This window comes from Cyclobacterium sp. SOCE241 (genome assembly GCF_056867545.1).
In genome coordinates, this window is record NZ_CP149779.1 from 5,344,575 (window position 1) to 5,365,062 (window position 20,488).

20 protein-coding genes and 4 pseudogenes are annotated in these 20,488 nt (G+C 38.6%); 15 read left to right on the forward strand and 9 right to left on the reverse strand.

Translation table 11 applies throughout. From position 1 onward, the window contains the following. Window positions 1-64 precede the first annotated feature (64 nt). Both WG932_RS27185 and WG932_RS27190 read left to right on the forward strand, forming a co-directional pair. The gene (locus WG932_RS27185; RefSeq protein WP_339678971.1) at window positions 65-229 is read left to right on the forward strand and encodes a hypothetical protein; all 165 of its coding nucleotides are present in this window, start codon (window positions 65-67) and stop codon (window positions 227-229) included. 288 nt (window positions 230-517) lie between these two features. Continuing rightward, window positions 518-1,117 (forward strand): DUF4202 domain-containing protein, encoded by a 600-nt coding sequence (locus tag WG932_RS27190; protein WP_041934682.1) that lies wholly within the window; start codon window positions 518-520, stop codon window positions 1,115-1,117. 71 nt (window positions 1,118-1,188) lie between these two features. Here the strand turns inward: WG932_RS27190 and WG932_RS27195 are convergent, their stop codons facing one another. From WG932_RS27195 to WG932_RS27215, 5 genes are all read right to left on the reverse strand, one after another. Further along, entirely contained in the window at window positions 1,189-2,067 is an 879-nt protein-coding gene (locus WG932_RS27195; protein WP_483085999.1) for a TIM barrel protein, read from the reverse strand. A 78-nt stretch (window positions 2,068-2,145) separates the two neighbouring features. After that, window positions 2,146-2,883 carry a YiiX/YebB-like N1pC/P60 family cysteine hydrolase gene (locus WG932_RS27200; RefSeq protein ID WP_483086000.1) on the reverse strand — a complete coding sequence of 246 codons (738 nt, stop codon included), beginning with the start codon at window positions 2,881-2,883 and terminating at the stop codon, window positions 2,146-2,148. Next, entirely contained in the window at window positions 2,884-3,093 is a 210-nt protein-coding gene (locus tag WG932_RS27205; RefSeq protein ID WP_483086001.1) for a hypothetical protein, read from the reverse strand. It abuts the gene before it with no gap. Beyond that, the gene (locus tag WG932_RS27210) at window positions 3,068-4,438 is read right to left on the reverse strand and encodes a PHP domain-containing protein (protein ID WP_483086002.1); all 1,371 of its coding nucleotides are present in this window, start codon (window positions 4,436-4,438) and stop codon (window positions 3,068-3,070) included. The genes WG932_RS27205 and WG932_RS27210 overlap by 26 nt, the downstream gene beginning before the upstream one ends. A 44-nt stretch (window positions 4,439-4,482) precedes the next feature. Then, a complete protein-coding gene (locus WG932_RS27215; RefSeq protein WP_483086003.1) occupies window positions 4,483-4,791 on the reverse strand; it encodes a hypothetical protein in 309 nt (102 codons plus the stop codon). A gap of 318 nt (window positions 4,792-5,109) precedes the next feature. Here WG932_RS27215 and WG932_RS27220 point away from each other — a divergent pair, with 318 nt between their 5' ends. The 9 genes and pseudogenes from WG932_RS27220 (at window position 5,110) to WG932_RS27260 (ending at window position 13,211) form a co-directional block, all read left to right on the forward strand. Then, window positions 5,110-6,084, forward strand: a complete 975-nt coding sequence (locus tag WG932_RS27220; RefSeq protein ID WP_483086004.1) for a hypothetical protein — start codon at window positions 5,110-5,112, stop codon at window positions 6,082-6,084. Further along, window positions 6,078-6,698: a hypothetical protein gene (locus WG932_RS27225; RefSeq protein WP_483086005.1), complete on the forward strand. Its 621-nt coding sequence runs from the start codon at window positions 6,078-6,080 to the stop codon at window positions 6,696-6,698. The genes WG932_RS27220 and WG932_RS27225 overlap by 7 nt, the downstream gene beginning before the upstream one ends. A gap of 50 nt (window positions 6,699-6,748) precedes the next feature. Continuing rightward, window positions 6,749-7,300, forward strand: a complete 552-nt coding sequence (gene pyrR, locus WG932_RS27230) for a bifunctional pyr operon transcriptional regulator/uracil phosphoribosyltransferase PyrR (RefSeq protein ID WP_041934684.1) — start codon at window positions 6,749-6,751, stop codon at window positions 7,298-7,300. A gap of 2 nt (window positions 7,301-7,302) precedes the next feature. Continuing rightward, window positions 7,303-8,224: pseudogene (locus WG932_RS27235) on the forward strand (aspartate carbamoyltransferase catalytic subunit). A gap of 57 nt (window positions 8,225-8,281) precedes the next feature. Further along, on the forward strand, window positions 8,282-9,649 hold the full coding sequence (locus tag WG932_RS27240) for a cystathionine beta-synthase (RefSeq protein WP_149394485.1): 1,368 nt from the start codon (window positions 8,282-8,284) through the stop codon (window positions 9,647-9,649). A gap of 35 nt (window positions 9,650-9,684) precedes the next feature. Then, window positions 9,685-9,909, forward strand: coding sequence for a hypothetical protein (locus tag WG932_RS27245; protein ID WP_483086006.1), 225 nt, complete (start codon window positions 9,685-9,687; stop codon window positions 9,907-9,909). A gap of 29 nt (window positions 9,910-9,938) precedes the next feature. Further along, window positions 9,939-10,319, forward strand: a complete 381-nt coding sequence (locus tag WG932_RS27250) for a hypothetical protein (RefSeq protein WP_483086007.1) — start codon at window positions 9,939-9,941, stop codon at window positions 10,317-10,319. 293 nt (window positions 10,320-10,612) lie between these two features. Then, window positions 10,613-11,977, forward strand: a complete 1,365-nt coding sequence (locus tag WG932_RS27255) for a sensor histidine kinase (RefSeq protein ID WP_483086008.1) — start codon at window positions 10,613-10,615, stop codon at window positions 11,975-11,977. Then, complete coding sequence (locus WG932_RS27260; protein WP_483088728.1) at window positions 11,970-13,211, forward strand: ATP-binding protein; 1,242 nt, start codon at window positions 11,970-11,972, stop codon at window positions 13,209-13,211. Before WG932_RS27255 ends, WG932_RS27260 begins: the two co-directional genes overlap by 8 nt. On the opposite strand, the gene WG932_RS27265 is transcribed toward WG932_RS27260, so the two are convergent. Next, window positions 13,208-14,575: a sigma-54-dependent transcriptional regulator gene (locus tag WG932_RS27265; RefSeq protein ID WP_339678986.1), complete on the reverse strand. Its 1,368-nt coding sequence runs from the start codon at window positions 14,573-14,575 to the stop codon at window positions 13,208-13,210. The genes WG932_RS27260 and WG932_RS27265 overlap by 4 nt on opposite strands. Before the next feature lie 98 nt (window positions 14,576-14,673). Further along, window positions 14,674-15,048, reverse strand: coding sequence for a hypothetical protein (locus WG932_RS27270; RefSeq protein ID WP_339678988.1), 375 nt, complete (start codon window positions 15,046-15,048; stop codon window positions 14,674-14,676). Between WG932_RS27270 and WG932_RS27275 the strand changes: the two genes are divergently transcribed. The 4 genes and pseudogenes from WG932_RS27275 (at window position 15,047) to WG932_RS27290 (ending at window position 19,254) form a co-directional block, all read left to right on the forward strand. After that, window positions 15,047-15,253, forward strand: coding sequence for a hypothetical protein (locus WG932_RS27275; protein WP_339678990.1), 207 nt, complete (start codon window positions 15,047-15,049; stop codon window positions 15,251-15,253). The two genes, WG932_RS27270 and WG932_RS27275, sit on opposite strands and share 2 nt — an antisense overlap. 94 nt (window positions 15,254-15,347) lie before the next feature. Next, a pseudogene (gene murI, locus WG932_RS27280) lies at window positions 15,348-16,162 on the forward strand (glutamate racemase). A 144-nt stretch (window positions 16,163-16,306) separates the two neighbouring features. Continuing rightward, window positions 16,307-18,191: pseudogene (locus WG932_RS27285) on the forward strand (amidophosphoribosyltransferase). Window positions 18,192-18,203: 12 nt separating this feature from the next. Continuing rightward, window positions 18,204-19,254: pseudogene (locus WG932_RS27290) on the forward strand (M42 family metallopeptidase). 167 nt (window positions 19,255-19,421) lie between these two features. Here WG932_RS27290 and WG932_RS27295 read toward each other — a convergent pair. Both WG932_RS27295 and WG932_RS27300 read right to left on the reverse strand, forming a co-directional pair. Continuing rightward, window positions 19,422-19,838 carry a hypothetical protein gene (locus WG932_RS27295; protein ID WP_014020858.1) on the reverse strand — a complete coding sequence of 139 codons (417 nt, stop codon included), beginning with the start codon at window positions 19,836-19,838 and terminating at the stop codon, window positions 19,422-19,424. A gap of 74 nt (window positions 19,839-19,912) precedes the next feature. Further along, window positions 19,913-20,461 carry an acyl carrier protein phosphodiesterase gene (locus tag WG932_RS27300; protein ID WP_483086009.1) on the reverse strand — a complete coding sequence of 183 codons (549 nt, stop codon included), beginning with the start codon at window positions 20,459-20,461 and terminating at the stop codon, window positions 19,913-19,915. Between the last annotated feature and the right edge of the window lie 27 nt (window positions 20,462-20,488).

Genomic DNA, 20,488 nt, shown 5'->3' on the forward strand with positions numbered 1-20,488 from the left:
CCATGCGGGGTAAGCATAGCACTTACCGAAACTCCTTTTGTTCCCGGCATTACAAATGCCTCGTTTGCGTAAACAATCAGACACCTGGGATGTAGTTGTAAACAACACCCAGTTCGGGGTAAAACGCAAAGCAAACAAGTCCCTTCAAACCATACCCTATCAGGCGAATTTGAAAGGTATAAAAGCTCAGTACAGGGTGAAGCATGCCAATCTCCCTCCTAATAATTAACAATTAACAATTATTCAATTAACCATTATGTCCCCCTTATGAAAGCGATAATACCTGAAATCGGGTGTCTTTTACCGTTGCTTCCTATTTGATGAGGATGATATTTCAACTATTTTTGGGATAAATCCGAACAATACAATAGACTATTTGAATACATGGCAAAACCGATTCAAAATAAATCGCTATTTGGAGATTTTCTTGAGGGTTTCCCTGCTTATTACGATTCCTGTGGTATAGACCGGGTTTAAATTTTATAAAGTAAACAGCTTATTGGTAAAAGAAAGCGTTATGAGAAATGTTAAAACCGGAGACTATGGTGCAGCAGTAGCAAAAATTGATGCCGCCAACGCAGAAGATCCAAACCTTGAAGAAGTAAAAGGAGAGAAAGTACCCAAAGAACTGTTGTATGGGAAGCGGATGGCCGACATGATGGAAGAAACTTACCCGGAAGCAAATGAAGTATTAAAGCTAGCTGCGAGAAGTCAGCATATTCGGCGTTGGGAAATTCCAAGGGATTCCTATCCTATGGACCGAAAAGGCTATTTGCTATGGAGAACCAACCTCAAGGGGTTTCATGCCAATCTTGCCAAGGAAATCTTGGAAAGCAGCGGTTATGACGCTTCCGCATTACAAAAAATTGATGATTTAATTAATAAACGCAGATTGAAATCAGACCCTGAGACGCAGGCGCTGGAGGATGTGGTATGTCTGGTGTTTTTAAAATACTATTTTGATGACTTCATTGCGAAGCACGAAAATGAGGAAGAAAAACTCATTGACATCCTACAGAAAACCTGGAAAAAGATGTCTCCAAAAGGCCATGAAAAAGCCTTGTCTTTAAACCACTCAGAGCGAGCATTGGCTTTGATTAACAAGGCTTTGGCTTAGGCTTTATTTGTATTTTGCTGTTTTATAAACTTTTACATCTTTAGCGATAGCAGAAAGTATGGCTTCTTTACTCATGGTTGGGTGCTTGTGGCCATGCTCAGCTCCCCTAAGTCGTATTCACAATGTAGGATTTTAGGAAGACTGCCCATGAATCCTGGGTGCTCTTGTAAAAGTTCGAATTTCACATTTCCTTCTCCATAGGGAACATTGATAGGCCTGTCACCTTTGTCATCAACATTCCCCCAGACATAATCCTTTAGATCAAAACTTCTTATTTGATCACTGATCATGTGGAAAACATTTTCATATGATTGATAGCCTTCTACAGAGGCATGACGCAAATCAAACTGCACCCCTATATGATCAGGGTTGATATCTTTCAATAAATGGTAAATTTCCCAAACAGAACCTCCAATACGCCTTCCGGCATGGTTCTGATAATGGCCCGTTACCCCATGTTTCTCGTGCAACTCAGCCAATTGCTTCATGGAAGCATTGAGGGATTTTAATTCCTTGATGATATTTTTGGTGGTAAATGGAAGATAGCCCATGCGGTAATCGGTGATTCCTTCGCCGGAAATGGTCCTAAGGAATTCATCCATATCAGCCATTTGATTGAGGTTCATTTCAGTGGTTAGTACCGGCCGCTTTAAGCCCAAAGTTTCACTCTTTCTGACAATTATGGGCAGCTTTTGCTTTATTTCACCCGTATTAAAAAAACCATTTTTCCTTACAGGTAAATCAACTCCGTCAAAGCCTAAAGATTTGACCGTTTCAGGCACCTGCTCCAAAGGAAGCCATTGAAGGGCTTTTGTGAATAGGTAAAAAGGTGATGGAGCTGCTGCTTTCTTTGAGTCCGGCAATAGATTTTTTAAAAAGCCTAGTTGAGGAGTTAATATACCTGTTCCTGCTACAGTCATTATTTTCTTTACGGAAGATCTTCTGTTCATTTGGGGCTTATTTGAATGTGTGATTATTTAGACAAGGTACTATTTTGCCCTCATTGTATCAATAATTTTTTCTTTAACTTATGGCTTTTTAAAATCATGGATCATTTCTAAAGCAGGAGAAAGGCTCATGCCACCGGGATTTAGCCCCGGCTCACCTTCAGGTATTGATAAATTCAATGCTTCAAAATACTTTTCCCACACAGGGAATACTTGACCTGTGTCAGGATCCTTAAAGGTCATGGGTGGGGTTGCAAAAATCGGTTCGCCTCCATTTGCCTCCTTAAAAGAAAAATGGATCAACTCTGAACAATAATAGGCATCATTTGCCAGATCAAAGGCATTGTCATAAGGCTTTCCGATCAGGGTTTTTCCATATCGAATGGCTTCCGGGATTAGCTGCTGGTATTCGGGCTTCAACCGACCAATATGTACCTTTGGGACTTCCTTGGCATTGGTGTGACGGTATAAAAATTCTTTTAAAGGGGTGACTATAACCCCCTGGCTGTTGGCTTCCAGGACCTTCCACTCACCTTTAGTGCCGATCAAAATCCCATTGTGAGAAAAGGAGTGCCCTTCATACCCGGAGGTCACTTTTTTGATAGCTTCACAAAAATCACCACAATCTCCATTTTGAAATAAAATATCCCCTTCTTTCCAATCTTCCCATGGTTCTTGACCAAATGCGCTTAAAAAACAGAAGTGAAAGAGGATTAGTAGTCCTGTTCTTAGTTTTTTGATTTTCATACCAGCATGAAAAAGAGCAAGGATACGGCCAAAATTAAGGTCATCTTTTTGGCTTTTTCTTTTGTGGAGCACTTATTTTTTTCTGCGAAGGACCAGCACAGCAAGGCTTAAGCCCAGCAACTGCAGGCCTATGGCCAGGCCGGCAAACCAGCCCGCGTAAGCAATGGTAGGCTGTAACAATGCCTTAACCACCAAGGGTGTCAATCCAAAAAGTATGCCCGCCATTCCGGACTGGAAGGACAGTTTTAACAAGTCTTCAGCTCCTTTTTGATTTAAGTTCATTGTTTTTTCTTTTCCTGTCCTCAAAATAGTTGGCCAATTCTTCTCTGCTCTTCGTGTTTAAGGTCATCGCTTTGGTCAATCCTCCTTTTCTACCGACAATAACGCCAAATTTCATATGGGCTACACCGGCTTTTTCATGCGCATCCGGGTTGATAGAGAGAAGCACTCCTTTGTCCATGGCATACCTGACCCATCGCCAATCAAGGTCTAATCTCCATGGGTTGGCATTAATTTCTATGACCACATCATGCACTGCACAGGCATCAATAACCGCACGATGATCGATGGGGTAACCCTCTCTTCGTAATAGAAGCCTACCTGTGGGGTGACCTAAAATCGTGGTAAAGGGGTTTTCAATGGCTTTGAGTAAGCGTGCAGTAGCCTTGTTGATATCCATACTCAAGCCGGAATGAACAGAAGCCACCACATAATCAAACGTGGCCAATACCTCATCTGAATAATCCAGGCTCCCGTCTGTGAGGATGTCGCTTTCTATTCCCTTAAAAACGCGAAAAGGTTTCAATGATTCATTGATACTATCAATTTCTTGGTGTTGCTTGTAAATGCGGTCTTCATCCAGTCCATTGGCATAAAAAGCTGAGCGACTATGATCAGCAATGCCGAAATATTCGTAGCCCTCTGATTGGCAAAATGCTGACATTTCCAACAGTGTATTTTTCCCATCACTGTAAGTGGAGTGGTTGTGTAATGGGCCTTTTAGGTCTTCGAGGGTCAGTAGTTCATCCAAAGAATTTGTTTTTACCCAGTCAAGTTCCCCGGTACCTTCCCTCAATGGTGCAGGGATATAAGGAAGGCCTGCAGCTTCATAAGCCAGCTCCTCGGTTTCAAATTTCCCCTTGTAAAACAATTCTCCAAGTGGCAGCCCATTTTCCGTAGGATTTAATAAGTGGGCTTTGGAAGCAGATTTTAAAAGTTTTTGTTTAATAAAATCCTTAGTTGGCACAATGGTGATAAGCAGATGAATTTCCGGTTCCTCCAGTTGTCCTTCCCAGCGGTAGGGACTCATTTTGGACTTGTTTTGCTTTATCCCATTGACTTTATTTATTCTAGCAAGGCTTTCTTTTGGATCATCCGATCCAATTAGAAATGTCAGGCCTTCTATTATTTCTGCTTCCATTTCAAAACTCCCCACCATGGCAACTTTGTCTTTAGCAAGACTTTCAGTAAGTCTATTAAAAAGGGCTTTGGCTGTTTGTTCGATATCTGCATACAACCATTTTCCTTGGTTGGAAGCTTTGTATTCAAGGGCTTGAATAATGCTGTCCTGGGTTTTTTGTCCAAAGCCTTTGATTTTGGCTACCTGTCCCGATTGGCAGGCTTCCATTAATTCATGGGTGGAGGTGATGTTAAGTTCTTTCCACAGTGTTTTTATTTTTTAGGACCGAGCCCTTTAATTTCCAGAATTTCCAGGATTCCTTTAGGCGTTTGTTCCAGAAGTTTATCCAAAAGCTCATGGCTACCGGCCTCTTGAATAGAGAGAATGGCCTCTGCGATTCCTTTACCTATAGCGGGGAATTTCTGAAGTTCGTCCAGGTTTAGGTTAGCCAGTGGCTTGCCTTCTCTTTCAATACTGTTAATGGCAGATTGATATCCCCTGATTTTAAATGCATTTTCTCCATGCAATTCCATCAATTGCAAGGTTAATTTAAGGGTCTTGACAATTTGTTTATTATCCAAGGTGTTTTGAGATCTGTTGAGTACCCGACAAATGTCCTAAATAATTGTTTCAAAATAAAATCATAAGTCTTATCTTATGGAGTAAATCAAAGGATCAATGGAGATAGTTGATCAACCGTTACTGCCAACATGCCCTTTTGTTGACTACTTGTTAAAAAATGATTTGCACATTGGCTAATTTAGGTTTGCCATTATAAGTTGGAAAGCTGCAAAATTTCACTTAACCGGTGCCAGAAGAATGGAATTGATGTCAAATATTGGAACAATTAACAGGAGGGCAAAGTTTGGTAAGTAATCAGCAAATAAAACCCTAGAGGAATGTTAAAACGAACCCTATTAACCACTGTAGTCTACTTGCTTTTACTGGGAATAACAATTGGGCAAGTTCAATTTACGCAAAGGTTTGAGGTAGAATCTCACTGGGCAGACGACGACTTTTATGTATTGCCTACCGAAAGAGGAGTTGTGGGATTTCGAATGAAAGCTGAAAATGCTTACGGAAGAAAAGATTGGTTTCAATATTTTACCGCAGACTTTCAGTTGAGTGCAGAAAAGCCACTTGAAAGAGAGTTGGATGATTTCTATGAATTGGTGGGCTTTGACCTTGATAGGGACTTATTGTATGTATTGTTCAATAAAGGATCTCAATACGATGATGAAAAAGCTATTTTTGAAATAGATATCGATAGCCGAAAGCTTAAGGAGCTTGAGCTTACCAGTATTTTAGAAATGGAACTTCAGGATTTTTTGGTTTTTAACAAAAAGGCTGTTTTTATGGGAAAGTACGATTACCGCCCTGTGATCCAGATATTCGATATTGATACTGAGGAAGTGGTAACGGTGCCTGGTCTTTTTGAAAAGGATGCGAGAATTTTACAAATGAGGAAGGATCCAGAGTTGAATGTATTTGATGTGGTGATGACAAGAAGGGATGCCTTCAAAAATAAAATAGTTTCCATATTGACCTACGACACAGATGGCAACAAGCTTAGGGAAGTGAAAATTGATGACTTGGGCGATCCATCTATGGAGATTGTTGAAGGACTATTGACTTCCTCAAACAATTATAAGCAGGCCTTGATTGGGCCCTATGGCTTAAAGAAAAAGAGGCCTATCAAGGTTTGTATTTTACGAAAATCAATGAATTTGGTGAGTATACCAATAGCTTTTATGATATTACTGATTTTGAAAATTTTTACAATTACCTCCCGGAAAAAGCCCGTGAAAAGAGATGGAAACGCATTGAAAGAAGAGCTGAAAAGGGCAAAAATAATCCTATCAGAAATGTGTTAGTTACAAGAGAAATTCAATCCTCTAATGGGTTGTACTTGGTTTACAATGATCATTTTATTTCATCTTCATCAAGGTATGCCCCAAGGGATGGGGTGTACGTTAGTAATTTTTACCGATTGAACCCCATGATGGGAGGATATGGAGGTTTTTACAATCCTTTATGGCTAGACCCCAGGTTTAGAGGATCTCAGACAATTGATCAATATAAGTTTTTGTCTGCGCAATTTATTTTACTTAATGCAGATGGGGAAATCCTTTGGGAAAATGCCGTAAACTTGGATAACGCAAGTAAAGCTGACCCGATGAAATATGGAGAATTGGTATTTGATGGGGACAATTTATTTTACATGTACCTTGAGGAAGAAAAATTGATGCTTAGCCAGATAAAGGAGGGAGAAGTCATAATGGAAAATGAACCCTTTGAAATTGAACTAGTCAATGAAAATGAAAGAATAGCGGAGACAAGAGAGAAAAGTTTGCAGCTAATTTGGTGGTATGACAATTATTATCTTTTAAGTGGCAAGCAAAGGATAAGGTTCCAGAGAGAAGATGGCAGAGAAAAAAGCAGGGAAGTCAATTTTTTTACTAAAATAAAAGTGGATGATTTTATATAGAGCCATTAAGCCCCAATAAATAATTTATATATTTGCCTCAAATTTTAATCATGCAAAAAAGACTTGTTCTTGACCAAACCCAAATATCACTTACCATCAGTAGGTTTTGTCATCAATTGATAGAAAACCATGATGATTTTGATAATACGGTTCTTTTAGGTCTTCAACCACGAGGAGCATTGGTGCTGGATAAAATCATCCAGCGCATGCAGGAAATCCAAAATATTTCTTTAAAATATGGGTATTTGGATGCCACCTTTCATCGAGATGATTTTAGAAGGAGAGACCTTCCCTTAAGGGCAAATGAAACTAAAATTGATTTTTTAATCGAAAATAAAAAAGTTGTTTTAGTGGACGATGTACTCTACAAGGGCCGGTCTGTTAGGGCAGCAATGGATGCAATGATAGCTTTTGGCAGACCTCAAAAGGTGGAATTGATGGTGCTTATTGACCGTAAATTCACCAGAGATTTCCCTATTCAGCCGGATTACTGCGGGCGACAGGTCAATACCTTGGAAAGCCAGTATGTAAGCGTTGAGTGGCAAAACAAGGGTTTTGAAAAGGATGCCATTTGGATCACTGAAAAAGAAAGTAACGAATAGCAATGGAGCAGCTTAGTACCAGACATTTATTGGGCATAAAAGACCTGAGCCCTGCAGATATTCAATTGATTTTTGAAACAGCGGATAATTTCAAAGACATATTGAACAGGCCAATAAAAAAAGTCCCATCTCTAAGAGATATAACCATTGCCAACGTTTTTTTGAAAATTCTACAAGGACAAAGCTTTCCTTTGAGTTGGCGGAGAAAAGACTTTCAGCCGATGTAGTCAACTTTGCATCAGCAAGTAGTTCTGTAAAAAAGGAGAAACGCTGATAGATACGGTCAATAATATTTTGGCCATGAAAGTAGACATGGTCGTTATGAGGCATTCCAGTCCCGGAGCGCCTCATTTTTTATCCAAGCACATTGGCGCCAATATCGTCAATGCCGGGGATGGAACCCATGAGCACCCCACCCAAGCTTTGTTAGACTCTTTTTCTATCAGGGAAAAACTCGGGGATGTAGCTGGTAAAAAAGTAGCCATTATTGGAGATATTTTGCATTCAAGGGTAGCTTTATCCAATATTTTCTGCCTTCAAAAGCTTGGGGCAGAAGTAATGGTTTGCGGACCGGTGACCTTATTGCCCAAATACATTGCAGATTTAGGTGTGAAGGTGGAACATGATGTGTTCAAGGCTTTGCAATGGTGTGATGTAGCCAATGTGCTCAGAATTCAATTGGAAAGGCAGCAAATTAAATATTTCCCTTCCCTTAGAGAATACTCCCTTTTTTATGGGATCAATAGGGAATTGTTAAACAGGCTAGATAAAGAAATTGTAATCATGCACCCTGGCCCTATCAATAGAGGCGTAGAATTGAATTCTGATGTTGCAGATTCAGAACATGCCATTATCCTACAACAAGTAGAAAATGGCGTGGCCATTAGAATGGCGGTACTGTATTTGCTTGCAGGTGTGAAATGATGGCTCAATTGGCAGCCTCCTTTTATCTATCATTTTAAAAGTTTTAAAAATAAGTCCATGATATACAATTCAATTGTTGAAACGATCGGAAATACCCCATTAATTAGATTAAACAATTTAAATAAGGGGATAGAAGGAGAAATTCTGGTTAAAGTAGAATACTTTAATCCCGGCAATTCCATGAAAGATAGAATGGCTGTTAAAATGGTGGAAGATGCAGAAAAGGCCGGCATTTTAAAGCCGGGAGGTACCATCATTGAAGGTACCAGTGGCAATACCGGAATGGGACTGGCTCTTGCAGCCATATCAAAAGGGTATAAATGCATTTTCACGATGGCTGACAAGCAGTCCAAAGAAAAAATCGATATTTTAAAGGCTGTAGGGGCAGAGGTTATCGTCTGTCCTACCAATGTTGCCCCTGACGACCCAAGGTCATATTACGCAGTAGCTCAAAAACTAAATAAAGACATCCCCAATTCCTTTTATCCCAACCAATACGATAACCCTTCTAATTGGAAAGCGCATTATGAGACTACAGGACCTGAGATTTGGCGCGATACAGAAGGTGAAATCACTCATTTTGCCGCAGGTGTAGGTACCGGTGGATCCATGTCAGGGACGGCCAAGTTTTTAAAAGAACAATCAGAGAGCCTAATTTCTGTGGGGATTGATACTTATGGGTCAGTTTTTAAAAAATACAAGGAAACAGGAGAGTTTGATGACAATGAGATCTATCCTTACCTAACAGAAGGTATAGGAGAGGATATTTTGCCAAAAAACGTTAATTTTTCAGTGATTGACCACTTTATTAAAGTTACAGATAAGGATGCGGCAGTTATGACTCGGAGATTGGCCAAAGAAGAGGGGCTTTTTGTGGGTTGGTCTTGTGGATCGGCAGTGCATGGTGCTTTGGAATATGCCAAAGAAAATCTCAAAAAGGGGGATCGAATGGTGATCTTACTTCCAGATCATGGAACTCGTTATCTAGGTAAAGTTTACAATGATGATTGGATGCGAAACCATGGGTTTCTGGAAGACAAAGCCTACGGCACAGCCAGAGACATCGTTTCATCTAGGAAGGATGGCTATCAGCTGGTGGTGGTGGAAAAAACAACCAAGATCAAAGAAGCCATTGCTATCATGAACGAGAAAAGTGTTTCTCAAATTCCAGTGATGGAAGGGGAGCATGTGATAGGAAGCCTTACAGACAATAAGCTATTGCTTAAGATCATTGAGAATCCTGAACTTAAAGATGCCAACGTTTCCGAAGTAATGGAAGATTCCATGCAATTTGTTGCATTAGACAGCACCTTAGACGTTTTGTCCTCTATGGTAGAGAGGGAAAAAGCAGTTTTAGTAAGAGACGATAATCATCGGGTACATATCGTTACCAAACACGATATTTTGGCAGCAATCACAAAATAGAATTCCAAGAAAAGTAATAGAATAGCAGACTTATTATGGACAAAAAGCATTTGGACCTGATCTTAGAAAGAGATTTTGATTTTGATATCAGGGAAGCCTTAGAAAGTGGCTGGGAAACGTATAAAAAAGTGGCTATTTATTCTATCTCCTTTACCCTTTTGATCATTTCTCTTCAGTTTTTGTTTATGTATTACGCGGAGAATTTTCTTTTCGTGTATTCTTTTTTCTTGCCGGGCCTCTTTTTGCAGGGTTTTATTTAGTAGCCAATAAAATTAGCCATGGAGAGCAAGTGATTTACCCTGATTTCTTTAAAGGGTTTAATTATTACTTGCCTGTGGTTTTGGTTTGGATAGTTGGTCAAGTAATCACCGTTTTAGGTATTTTTGCCTTGGTACTTCCAGGCATTTATCTTATGGTTGGATATATGTTTGGCGTATTAATCACCATCTTTTCTGGGTTGGATTTTTGGAATTCTCTTGAATACAGTAGAAAGATCATTCACAAAAAATGGACTAAGTTTTTCCTTTTTGGTTTGGTCTTGGCACTGATGAATTTATTGGGAGGCTTGCTATTTGGAATTGGTTTGGTAGTAACCATACCTTTAACCTACTATGCCATTTATCATGTTTTTGAGAGCTTAAATCTTGGTCTTCCCATTGAGGAAGAATAGGGTTTTATCTATCGAGAGGTTGTTTTTAAGGCCGATCGTCATCTTTTTTTAAAAAGCCCTTCATTTTCAAAGGTTTAAAGGCGTACTTTGTACTTAAGTTTAAATTATTCAATAGAACTGATTTGTTGCTATGAATTCTTTTAACCCGGATTAAGAAATAGGAATTCCTGAGCTTTCTCAGGAAGTGGTGTAATCGAAAGAAAATCAGGCTGTTTGCAGGTTTTAGCACAGCATCGCTAAAGTGAAATTCAAAACGGCAATCAAGAAGGTTGATTTTAAAGAGGTTACAGCATGTGATAGAAGGCCTATTGCATATTTCGGGTTTAAAAACCAACCTTGATTATGAGATTCAATGCAAGAATAATGGTAATCCTCGGTTTTTCCTGGGGATTTGTTTAATAGTAGGAGTAGGGGCAATTACCTATTTTAGTGTGACCAAACTATTGGCCTCCGTGGAATCCCTGTCTGAGCCTAACGAAAAATTGAGAAACCTTAACCAACTATTGGCTGACATCTACCAACTGGACAAGTCAAGAAGTGTATTTGTGGAGGAGGATACCAGCCATAATCTGGATTATTACAATCAGATACAAAATGAAATAAAAAAACTTGAAGCCATAGTTACGGATTCTACAGAATTAAAAAAGCTGAAAGGGATCAGCTATAGTGTAAATGAGTTGATGGTGGTTTATAAAGGTCTGGAAGATGTAAAGAGGAGTCTTTACAACAGGAATTTCAGCAATGAGGCCTTGTACAATATAGAAAGAAAAATTAAAAGAAAAGAAGAACTAAGCCGATTACAGAACTTAGGAAAAATAAGGATTGGAATAGACCCTTCTGCCCTTAAAGAACAAAACCAAAGTACAGATAAACCGCCCAAATCGTTAAACAAAGAGGTGACTTCTTCCGGGACTTTGGCCGGAGATGGAAAAGAGGACATGGATAAGATCAAGGGGACATTGAGGCTGAATCTAAATCGCTTAAACCCTGTAGACGATGACATGCCCGTAAATTCAGATTCCATCATTTATACTGTTAGGCAAATGGTATTGGATATCAATAATGAAGAGCAATACCTTCGGTCCAGATTAAGTGAGTTGGAACAAGAACTCAATGAAAAGAATAGGGAGCTGATCATGAATATTCAAAGTGTGGTTACCTCTCTACAAAATGAATCGCTTTTAAGATCTAAAGCAGAAAATGATTCAGCGTATGAGTTAACTTATAAACTTTCAATATTACTTGGGGTATTGATAGCTGTTGGTGTGGTGGGGTCTTCAGGCTTTATTTATAGTATTATCCGAGAAATTAAAAAGGCGGAAGCTTACCAAGAAAAATTGGCTGAGGCAAAAAGAAGATCAGATAACTTAGCCAAAACCAAGCAAGATTTCTTAGCCAGTATGAGCCATGAAATACGGAACCCCCTTCATGTAATTCAAGGTTATAATGAAGCTTTGCTTAAAACAAATTTGGGTGAAGCACAGACTGAATATGTAAGAATGATACAGTTTGCTTCAGGAACGCTGTTAGGGATAGTAAACGATATTCTTGACTTTTCGAAATTGGAAGCAGGTAAAATTAAGATAGAAAAAGCGATCATTGATCCGGATTCATTTTTAAAGATATACATTCTTTTTCAAGCAAAAGGCTATAGATAACGGACTCTCCTTAGAGTTCTCGGTTCTTCTCCCCAAAAATAAATACCTTCTTGGAGATGATTTAAGAATCAATCAGATCATGAATAACTTGCTTTCTAATGCAGTGAAATTCACGGAAAAAGGAGAGGTTTCTGTAAGGGTTTTCATGGATACTACTGATAATTTGGTGCTAGAAGTATCAGATACAGGAATGGGAATGGAGGAAAGTCTGCAAGCAAATTTGTTTAAGGAGTTCAGCCAGGGAGATGCTACCATTTCCAGAAAGTATGGGGGCACCGGTTTGGGACTGGCCATCGTAAAAAAACTTGTAGACCTTCAAAAAGGTAAAATAGCTGTAGCAAGCAAGACCGGAGTAGGTACCAAGATTACGGTTTCAATTCCAGCCACTCTTCTTGATAAAAAAGAGGAAAATATTGTTCCTGAAGTGGACTCCACTGTGGTGGGGAATTTGAAGGTGCTTTTGGTGGATGATGACGAAATGGGGTTAAAGTTTACCAACCTGTTATTCAATGGCCTTGGGGCGGAGGTCGTTGCCTATACCGGAGGGATTGAATTTATGAATAATTTTGTGGAGGAGGATTTTGATCTGGTGTTGCTAGACATTCAAATGCCGGAAATAGACGGTTATCAGGTATTTAAAGCTTTGAGATCTAGAGAAAAATACAGACAGGTACCCATTGTGGCCATGACAGCTAATGTTTTCACAAAAGATAGAGAAAGCATGATCAATGAAGGGTTTAATGGTGTTTTGTTGAAGCCCTTTAACGAAGCTGAACTTGTTAAAATCATTGTTGATTTTGTAAAACCACAAAAAGAGGATGTACTGCTTCCATCCTCGGAAAGATTAAGCCCAAGCCCTTCTGGTGAAACTGAAGATGACTTCACTACCTCTGATTATAACCTAGTTGATATCAGGAAATTTTGTATGGGTGATGAGGCATTGTTTAAGGAGGTAGTTGAGGGTTTTTATACCCAAACAGGCTTGGATTTAATCATGATGAACAAAGCTTGTGATGAAGAGGACTATGAGACGATCCGGTCCATTGCACACCAACTTTCCAGTCGATTGGGGCAAATCCAATTTAAATTTAAAGATCTTGCTAAAGAGATTGAGGTAGATCTAAAAAGGAATAAAACCCAAGATATTCAAGAAAAGGTGTGGGCCTTGACTGAAAAAATCAATACCCTACTAGAAGATTTAGCGGTTAAATTCGGCTACGAAATGGTTGATTAATCCAAGCCGTATTTTTCTAGTTTATTGTACAGTGTTTTCCTATCCATGTTCAATACTTTTGCCGTTTTAGATTTGTTAAATCGCATTTCCTCCAAAGTTTTTATGATAAGTGATTTTTCCTGATCTTCAAATGAGCTTTTTAGATCCTTGGCAGAGCTTATGTCTATGGGCTGAAAAGGTTCGTGATCAAGGAGTTCTGAAGGGATTACTTTGGGTTGAATTTGACCTTCTCCTGTTAATAATACGGCTCTTCTGATAATGTTTTTAAGTTCACGAAGGTTGCCGGGCCAGTGGTACTCCTTGAAAATCTTCACTACTTCAGGACTAAATCCCGTTACATTTTTTTCAAGTGTGGCATTGCTTTTTATCAAAAAAAGATTGGAAAAAAACATCAAGTCTTCTCGCCTTTCTCTCAGCGGTTGGGCTCTTAAGCTGAATTCGTTTAACCTGTGAAAAAGATCTTCCCTAAACAGTCCTTGTCTGGAAAGGTCTTGTAAATCTTCATTGGTCGCTGCAATTATTCTAACATCCACAGAGATGTCTTTATTGCCACCTATCTTTCTGATTTTGCGTTCTTGAATGGCTCTAAGTAGCTTGATTTGAATCTCATAACCTAAATTCCCGATTTCATCCAGAAAGATTGTTCCTCCATTAGCATTTTCAAAATGCCCGGTTTTGTGATCTATGGCTCCGGTGAAAGCTCCCTTAACATGGCCAAAAAGTTCACTTCCGGCAAGTTCCTTGGACAAGGCTCCACAGTCCACAGCTACAAAAGGGCCCTTGGCTCGTTTGGATTGTTGGTGGACTCGCTTTGAGATATATTCTTTTCCTGTACCACTTTCTCCCAATACTATTATGCTCAAGTCAGTAGGAGCTACCAAGCCAATGTGTTCTTCAATTTGCAAGGCCTCTTTGCTCTTTCCAATTTGGTAATCAAGTTCAGAAAGTTTATTAGCAGTCTGTTCTTTTTTATTTGCTTGTGGAGAAGGTTTCCTGTGCTTGCTTTCGTTTTTTAAAGCCTGCTGTACAGTGAGAAGTAATTCGTCCGGCTGAATAGGCTTAGTGATGTACTCAAAAGCTCCCATTTTCATGGATTTGACGGCCGTTCTAATGTCAGAATAATTTGTAATTAAAATTACCGGAAATGTCGGTTGATCATTGAGAACTTGGTCAAGTATTTCCATGCCTGTACCATCCGGCAAGCGGTAATCAGTGATGATTAAATCAACTTGATGCTTTTCAAAATAGCTCAGGCCTTCCGACACTTTTGTGCTATTCATTACCTCATATCCATTTTTCTCTAAAAATTTGCTAATTATTTTAGAGTAGGTTAGGTCATCCTCAATTAAAAGAATTTTTGACATATAAAATTAATACCCATTAGATTTTAAATATAAAGGAAAAGCACCGATTTCACAATCAGTGCTTTCAGGTAAACGTTGGCTTAGCTGTTTTTATATTTTTATTGTGAAACAATGATTCCATTCTTGTCATAGAGCACCATTATATTAAAATAATCGGCATCTTTAAAACATACATCATAGAAATCATCATTATTATGTGAGAATTTTGTTACTGTTCGAATTTCTAGATCATTAATTAAACTGTCAGTCTGAATAACCCTTTGGATATTCAGGGGTAAATCGGTAGCTGCAATACGTGTAGAGTCTGTGTACCAACTACTTGTTGTGTTATATACGGAAGATTCAATTGGATGGTTGCCTTTATTGTCCCTAAATATTTCATGGCTAGTCCATTGCAAATTATATAGTAAGGTGAATACGAATGAAATGAACAATGTACCAACTCCCAGCCCAACAATTATTTCACGTCTCATGATCGAAAGATTAATGTTTATAAAAGTAGCATATACTGTGCCAACCTTAAATCAGTCGAATAGTGTAGGTTTTAAAGGGAAATATTGGGTAGAATGTACCCATACTGCTGACCGCGAACAACCCTTGTGGGAAATAAAAAACTTTACTAACTTTGTTAGGCTTGCCATGAAGGTTTTGATCTTTATGGTGGACAAAATGTTTTAAATTAATTTAACCCTTCGCTTGCATTTCCCCGGATGCGTGAATCCGGGGAATTTATTTTTCTAACAAAAAATAGCAATTAAATTTCTAAGTAATTATGGCCATCGTTGCACAATCGCCCATAGGGATTTTTGACAGTGGAATAGGAGGGTTGACTGTAGCCAAGGAAGTAAAAAAATGCTTCCCAATGAGCAGATCGTGTATTTTGGTGATACAGCTCATTTGCCTTATGGAGATAAAAGTACAGCAGCAATACAAGCTTACTCTGTGAAAATTGCGGATGCATTACTTAAGGAAAACTGCAAAATGATTCTTATTGCTTGCAATTCAGCCTCTGCAGCTGCCTTTGACTTAGTAAAAGCCTATGTGGCATCTAAGGCATTGGTTGTGAATGTTATTGATCCAGTCGTTCAATTTCTTGGTAAGAATCATAAAGATGAAAATGTAGGTTTGATTGGCACCAAGCAAACAGTAAGCTCCGGCGTTTATTTACAAAAAGTAAATAGCCTTGGAAAAGGAATAAAAATAAAATCATTGGCCACCCCTTTGCTTGCTCCAATGATTGAAGAGGGCTTTCATTTACAAAATATAAGTAAAGATATTATTGCTTCTTATTTAAATCGGTCTGAATTAAAGGGAATTCAAACATTGGTTTTGGGTTGCACCCATTATCCGTTGATCAAGCATCAAATAATTGAATTTTATAATGGAAAGGTTCAAATAATAGACGCTTCAGAAACCGTGGCAAAGTCGGTAGAAAATTTACTCCGGAAGAACAAGCTTTTAGCCCAGCAGGATTCCGGGCAAAAAGACAAGTTTTTAGTCTCTGATTATACAGTTTCTTTTGAAGAAACTACCAAGCTTTTCTTTGGTAAACAGATAAAGCTTCAAAAATTTCCTTTATGGGAATAGGTGTTTTTTGAAATTTGTTTTGTTTTGAAGGTTGGGGTAAAATTTTTAATCTAATTTATACTCGGTCTAAGTTTGAGTAGTTTGGGGAACTAATTCTTAAAAAAAGACGTAACTTTGGTTCATATTTTACTCCTTTAGAACGTTATGAGTGACCAGATCAAACACGAGTGTGGGATTGCAATGATTCGGCTTAGAAAGCCATTGCAATATTATATTGATAAATACAATACCCCGTTTTATGCTGCCAATAGGTTGTATGTATTGATGCAGAAACAAATCAACCGTGGTCAGGATGGCGCAGGATTGGCAAATATTAAAATTAATACCCCACCCGGTACAAGATACATCAGCCGATACAGGTCAGTAGAATCTGAGGCAGTTACCAAGATTTTTCAGAAAATCAATAAGAAGTACAAGAAGGCCAAAAAATTAGGAACTCCGGCAGATTTGATGGATGCTGAATGGGTGAAAAATAATGCAGCTTTTTCAGGAGAAGTTTGGTTGGGACACCTTAGGTATGGTACCCACGGGCAAAATAGCATTGAAACTTGCCATCCATTTTTGAAGCAAAACAATTGGAGAAGTAGAAATTTGGTCATGGCCGGAAATTTTAACATGACCAATGTGGAGGAACTTTTTGATATACTGGTAAATCTAGGGCAGCATCCCAAGGAAAAAACAGATACCGTAACGGTAATGGAGAAAATTGGTCATTTCCTTGACGAAGAAAATCAGAGGATTTTTGATAAATATAAAGACAAATTTTCTAATGTAGAGGTTACAGAGGTGATCGAACAGGAACTCGATGTTGCAAGAATATTGAGGAGAAGTTGCCGAGACTTTGACGGAGGCTATGCCATGGCAGGTCTGATTGGAAATGGTGCAGGATTTGTAGTAAGAGATCCTATTGGTATTCGGCCGGCTTATTACTATGCAGATGATGAAATTGTAGTAGTAGCCTCCGAAAAACCACCTATCAAAACGGCTTTTGACATTGATTATAAACAAATTAAGGAAATTCAACCCGGCAACGCACTCATTTTTAATAAGGATGGATCTTATGGTGAGTTTGAAATCATTCCGCCAAAAGAAAAAAGTCTTGTAGTTTCGAGAGAATTTATTTCTCAAGAGGAACAGACCCTGATATCTACAAAGAGCGAAAAAATCTAGGAAGGGCTTTGGTCCCTCAAATTTTGAAAGCCATTGATTTTGATCTCAAGAATACTGTTTTTTCTTATATTCCTAATACTGCAGAAACTGCCTATTATGGAATGATAGAAGGTCTTGAAGATTATCTTAGTGCCAAAAGAAAAGAAATTCTTATAGAAGGTAAACCGCACCTAGATGATTTGGGTGAGTTATTAAACTTTAGACCTAGGGTTGAAAAACTTGTCAGCAAAGATGTCAAATTACGAACATTTATCACCAATGACTCCGATAGAGATGTAATGGTGTCAAATGTATATGACACCACCTATGAGGTAATCCGATCAGGAATAGATACCATTGTTTTAATTGATGACAGTATAGTAAGAGGAACCACCATAGAAAAAAGTGTACTCACTACTCTGGATAAGCTTGAACCAAAGCGCATCATCATAGTGTCTTCTGCCCCTCAGATAAGATTTCCTGATTGCTATGGCATTGACATGTCTAGAATGAAGGACTTTATTGCCTTTAGGGCAGCCGTTCAATTGATTGAAGACAATGGTGGTATGGACAATCTTTTGGAAAGGGTTTATGACAAATGTAAAGCTTATCCTGAGTCGGAAGAAAATTATGTAAAGGAGATTTATGCACCATTTACAGATCAAGAAATCTCTGATAAAATAGCTTCAATTATTACTTCAGAAAATATCAAGGCTGGCGTTCATGTGATTTATCAAACGGTAGATAATCTCCATTCATCCTGCCCTGCTCACAGTGGAGACTGGTATTTTACAGGAAATTTCCCAACTAAGGGGGGATTCGTGTGGTAAAAAAGGCCTTCGTAAATTATATGGAAGGAAAAGAAGAACGGGCATATTAAACCAAGGTATAAATGATTGATGTTGCTTTATTAAAAGAAATTTGTGAACTGCCGGGAGCTCCCGGATTTGAGAAAAAATCAGAGATTTTATCCTAGAAAAAGCCAAAGGTTTAGTAGATGAAATAGCTGTAGATAATTTAGGAAATGTCATCGCAATAAAGAAGGGGCAGAGAAACCCTGAAGGGAAGAAGGTAATGGTGGCTGCTCACATGGATGAGATAGGCTTTATTGTCACCCATATAGATGACAATGGATTTTTAAGGTTTCATACGCTTGGCGGTTTTGATCCGAAAACTCTCACAGCCCAGCGGGTTATCGTTCATGGGAAAGAGAAGGATATCATGGGCGTGATGGGTACGAAGCCAATTCATGTGATGACTCAGGAGGAAAAAAACAAACTGCCTAAAATTTCAGATTATTTCATTGATCTGGGAATGGATAAGGAAGAGGTTGAGAAGTGGATTGAAGTAGGTGATCCCATTACCCGAGAACGTGAGTTGGTGGAGATGGGGAACTGCGTCAACTGTAAATCTATCGATAACAGAATCGCAGTTTTTATTTTGTTGGAAGCCTTAAGGGTTTTGGAAGCTCCCGCTTATGATGTGTATGCCACTTTTACGGTGCAGGAAGAAGTTGGTATACGTGGTGCGCAGGTTTCGGCACATCATATTGATCCTGATTTCGGAATCGCCCTGGATACCACAATTGCTTTTGATCTTCCGGGGCAGCAGCTCATGAGAAAATCACCGAACTGGGTAAAGGTACTGCCATTAAAATTATGGATGCCTCAGCCATATGTGATTATAGAATGGTTGCTTTCATGAAAAAGACAGCTACCAAAAATAACATTCCTTTTCAAACAGAAATTTTAACAGCAGGAGGAACGGATACTGCCGGAGTGCAGCGAATGGGGAGAAAAGGAGCCATTGCAGGTGCCATCTCTATCCCTACAAGGCATTTGCACCAAGTTATAGAAATGGCCAACAAAGAAGATGTTCAATCAAGTATTCAACTTCTTAAGGCGACTCTGGAAGAAATAGATAGTTTTGATTGGGCCCATTAAATTCCTACTCATTCAACTCCGCATCGGGCTATTGAGTTAATTTTGTAATACTTTTAGTAGGAAGAGCTGATATTTAGAATTGTCCCGTGTTTTAGAGATACGGGACAATTTTATTTTAGAATTAAAAAAAAAACGTGGTGGTTTTTGACAATTGTTATGAATTGAATTTAGGATTTTACTTTCTTTTTAGCGGCCTTTTTTGCCAAGTATCTTTTTAAATCATCGTAGCCCAAGTGTTCGTGGTTACTGATCGAAAAGGAGTATTTGTCCATAAAAACCAGAATTAGCTGTTTAAAGACTTTTTTATTGGCAACTACTTCCTCTTCTTGCCAGGCCAGAAGATCTGCCATATTGTATTTTTTTCGCTGCCCTTTGAGCGGGAGCCAGATTTCAATCTTGTCTTTTCCTGCAGCTAAAAACTTGTACCCGGCCATCATTTTTACCAAGATAAGCAATAACACTATGGTGATGAGGGTACATCCAATCAAGTAAAATAGGAAAGGGAATTCACGGGACTGGTTAAAGTCATACAATAAATAACTTAAGCCAATAAATAATAGAAGGACCACAATCCCCAAGGACATGTAGGTGCTTTTTTTGGTTTACAACTTACCATCTCTATTTTGTAATTGTTTCAATTTGTTTTTTGAGAAATCAATTAATTCCGAAAAAAATATTCGAAATAGGATTCGAAAACAGCATGGTTTTCTTCAAGAAATTGGGGCGCTAATTCCATTTTGGAATCAAAAGATGTCCGGTATGAAAGCCCCGTAAAAGACCGCTGTATACCGGTCTTTGTGCCATAGGCTGTTAACCAGTTTTCTTTCTTCATGTACTTAAAGGGCAACAGGAACTTTTGGGGAAGAATTGAACTGTTTGCTTCCAGTAAATCGTAAACTGACCGAGAGAAATCTTCTAAAGGTACTGCACTGTATTTGCTCCAACGTAACGCTAAGAAGTAATCGAAGTACATGTCTGTTATTACAGAAGAATATCTTGAAAATTCAGGCTTTAAAATTTCTTGGGCTTCCTTAACGAGCTTATGTTTGTCTGTGAAACTGTCGATTTCTCTATGTAGCATAATTCCTGTGACAATTTCTCTTTCAAATTGTTCATCAATTTTTCCTCTAACAAAATCCCCAATAAAATTACCGATTAAAACTTTGGGCTGGTCAAAGGATAAGTAAGCATGTGCTAAGAAATTCATGCGATTAAAAAAGGAATGATTGTCTAA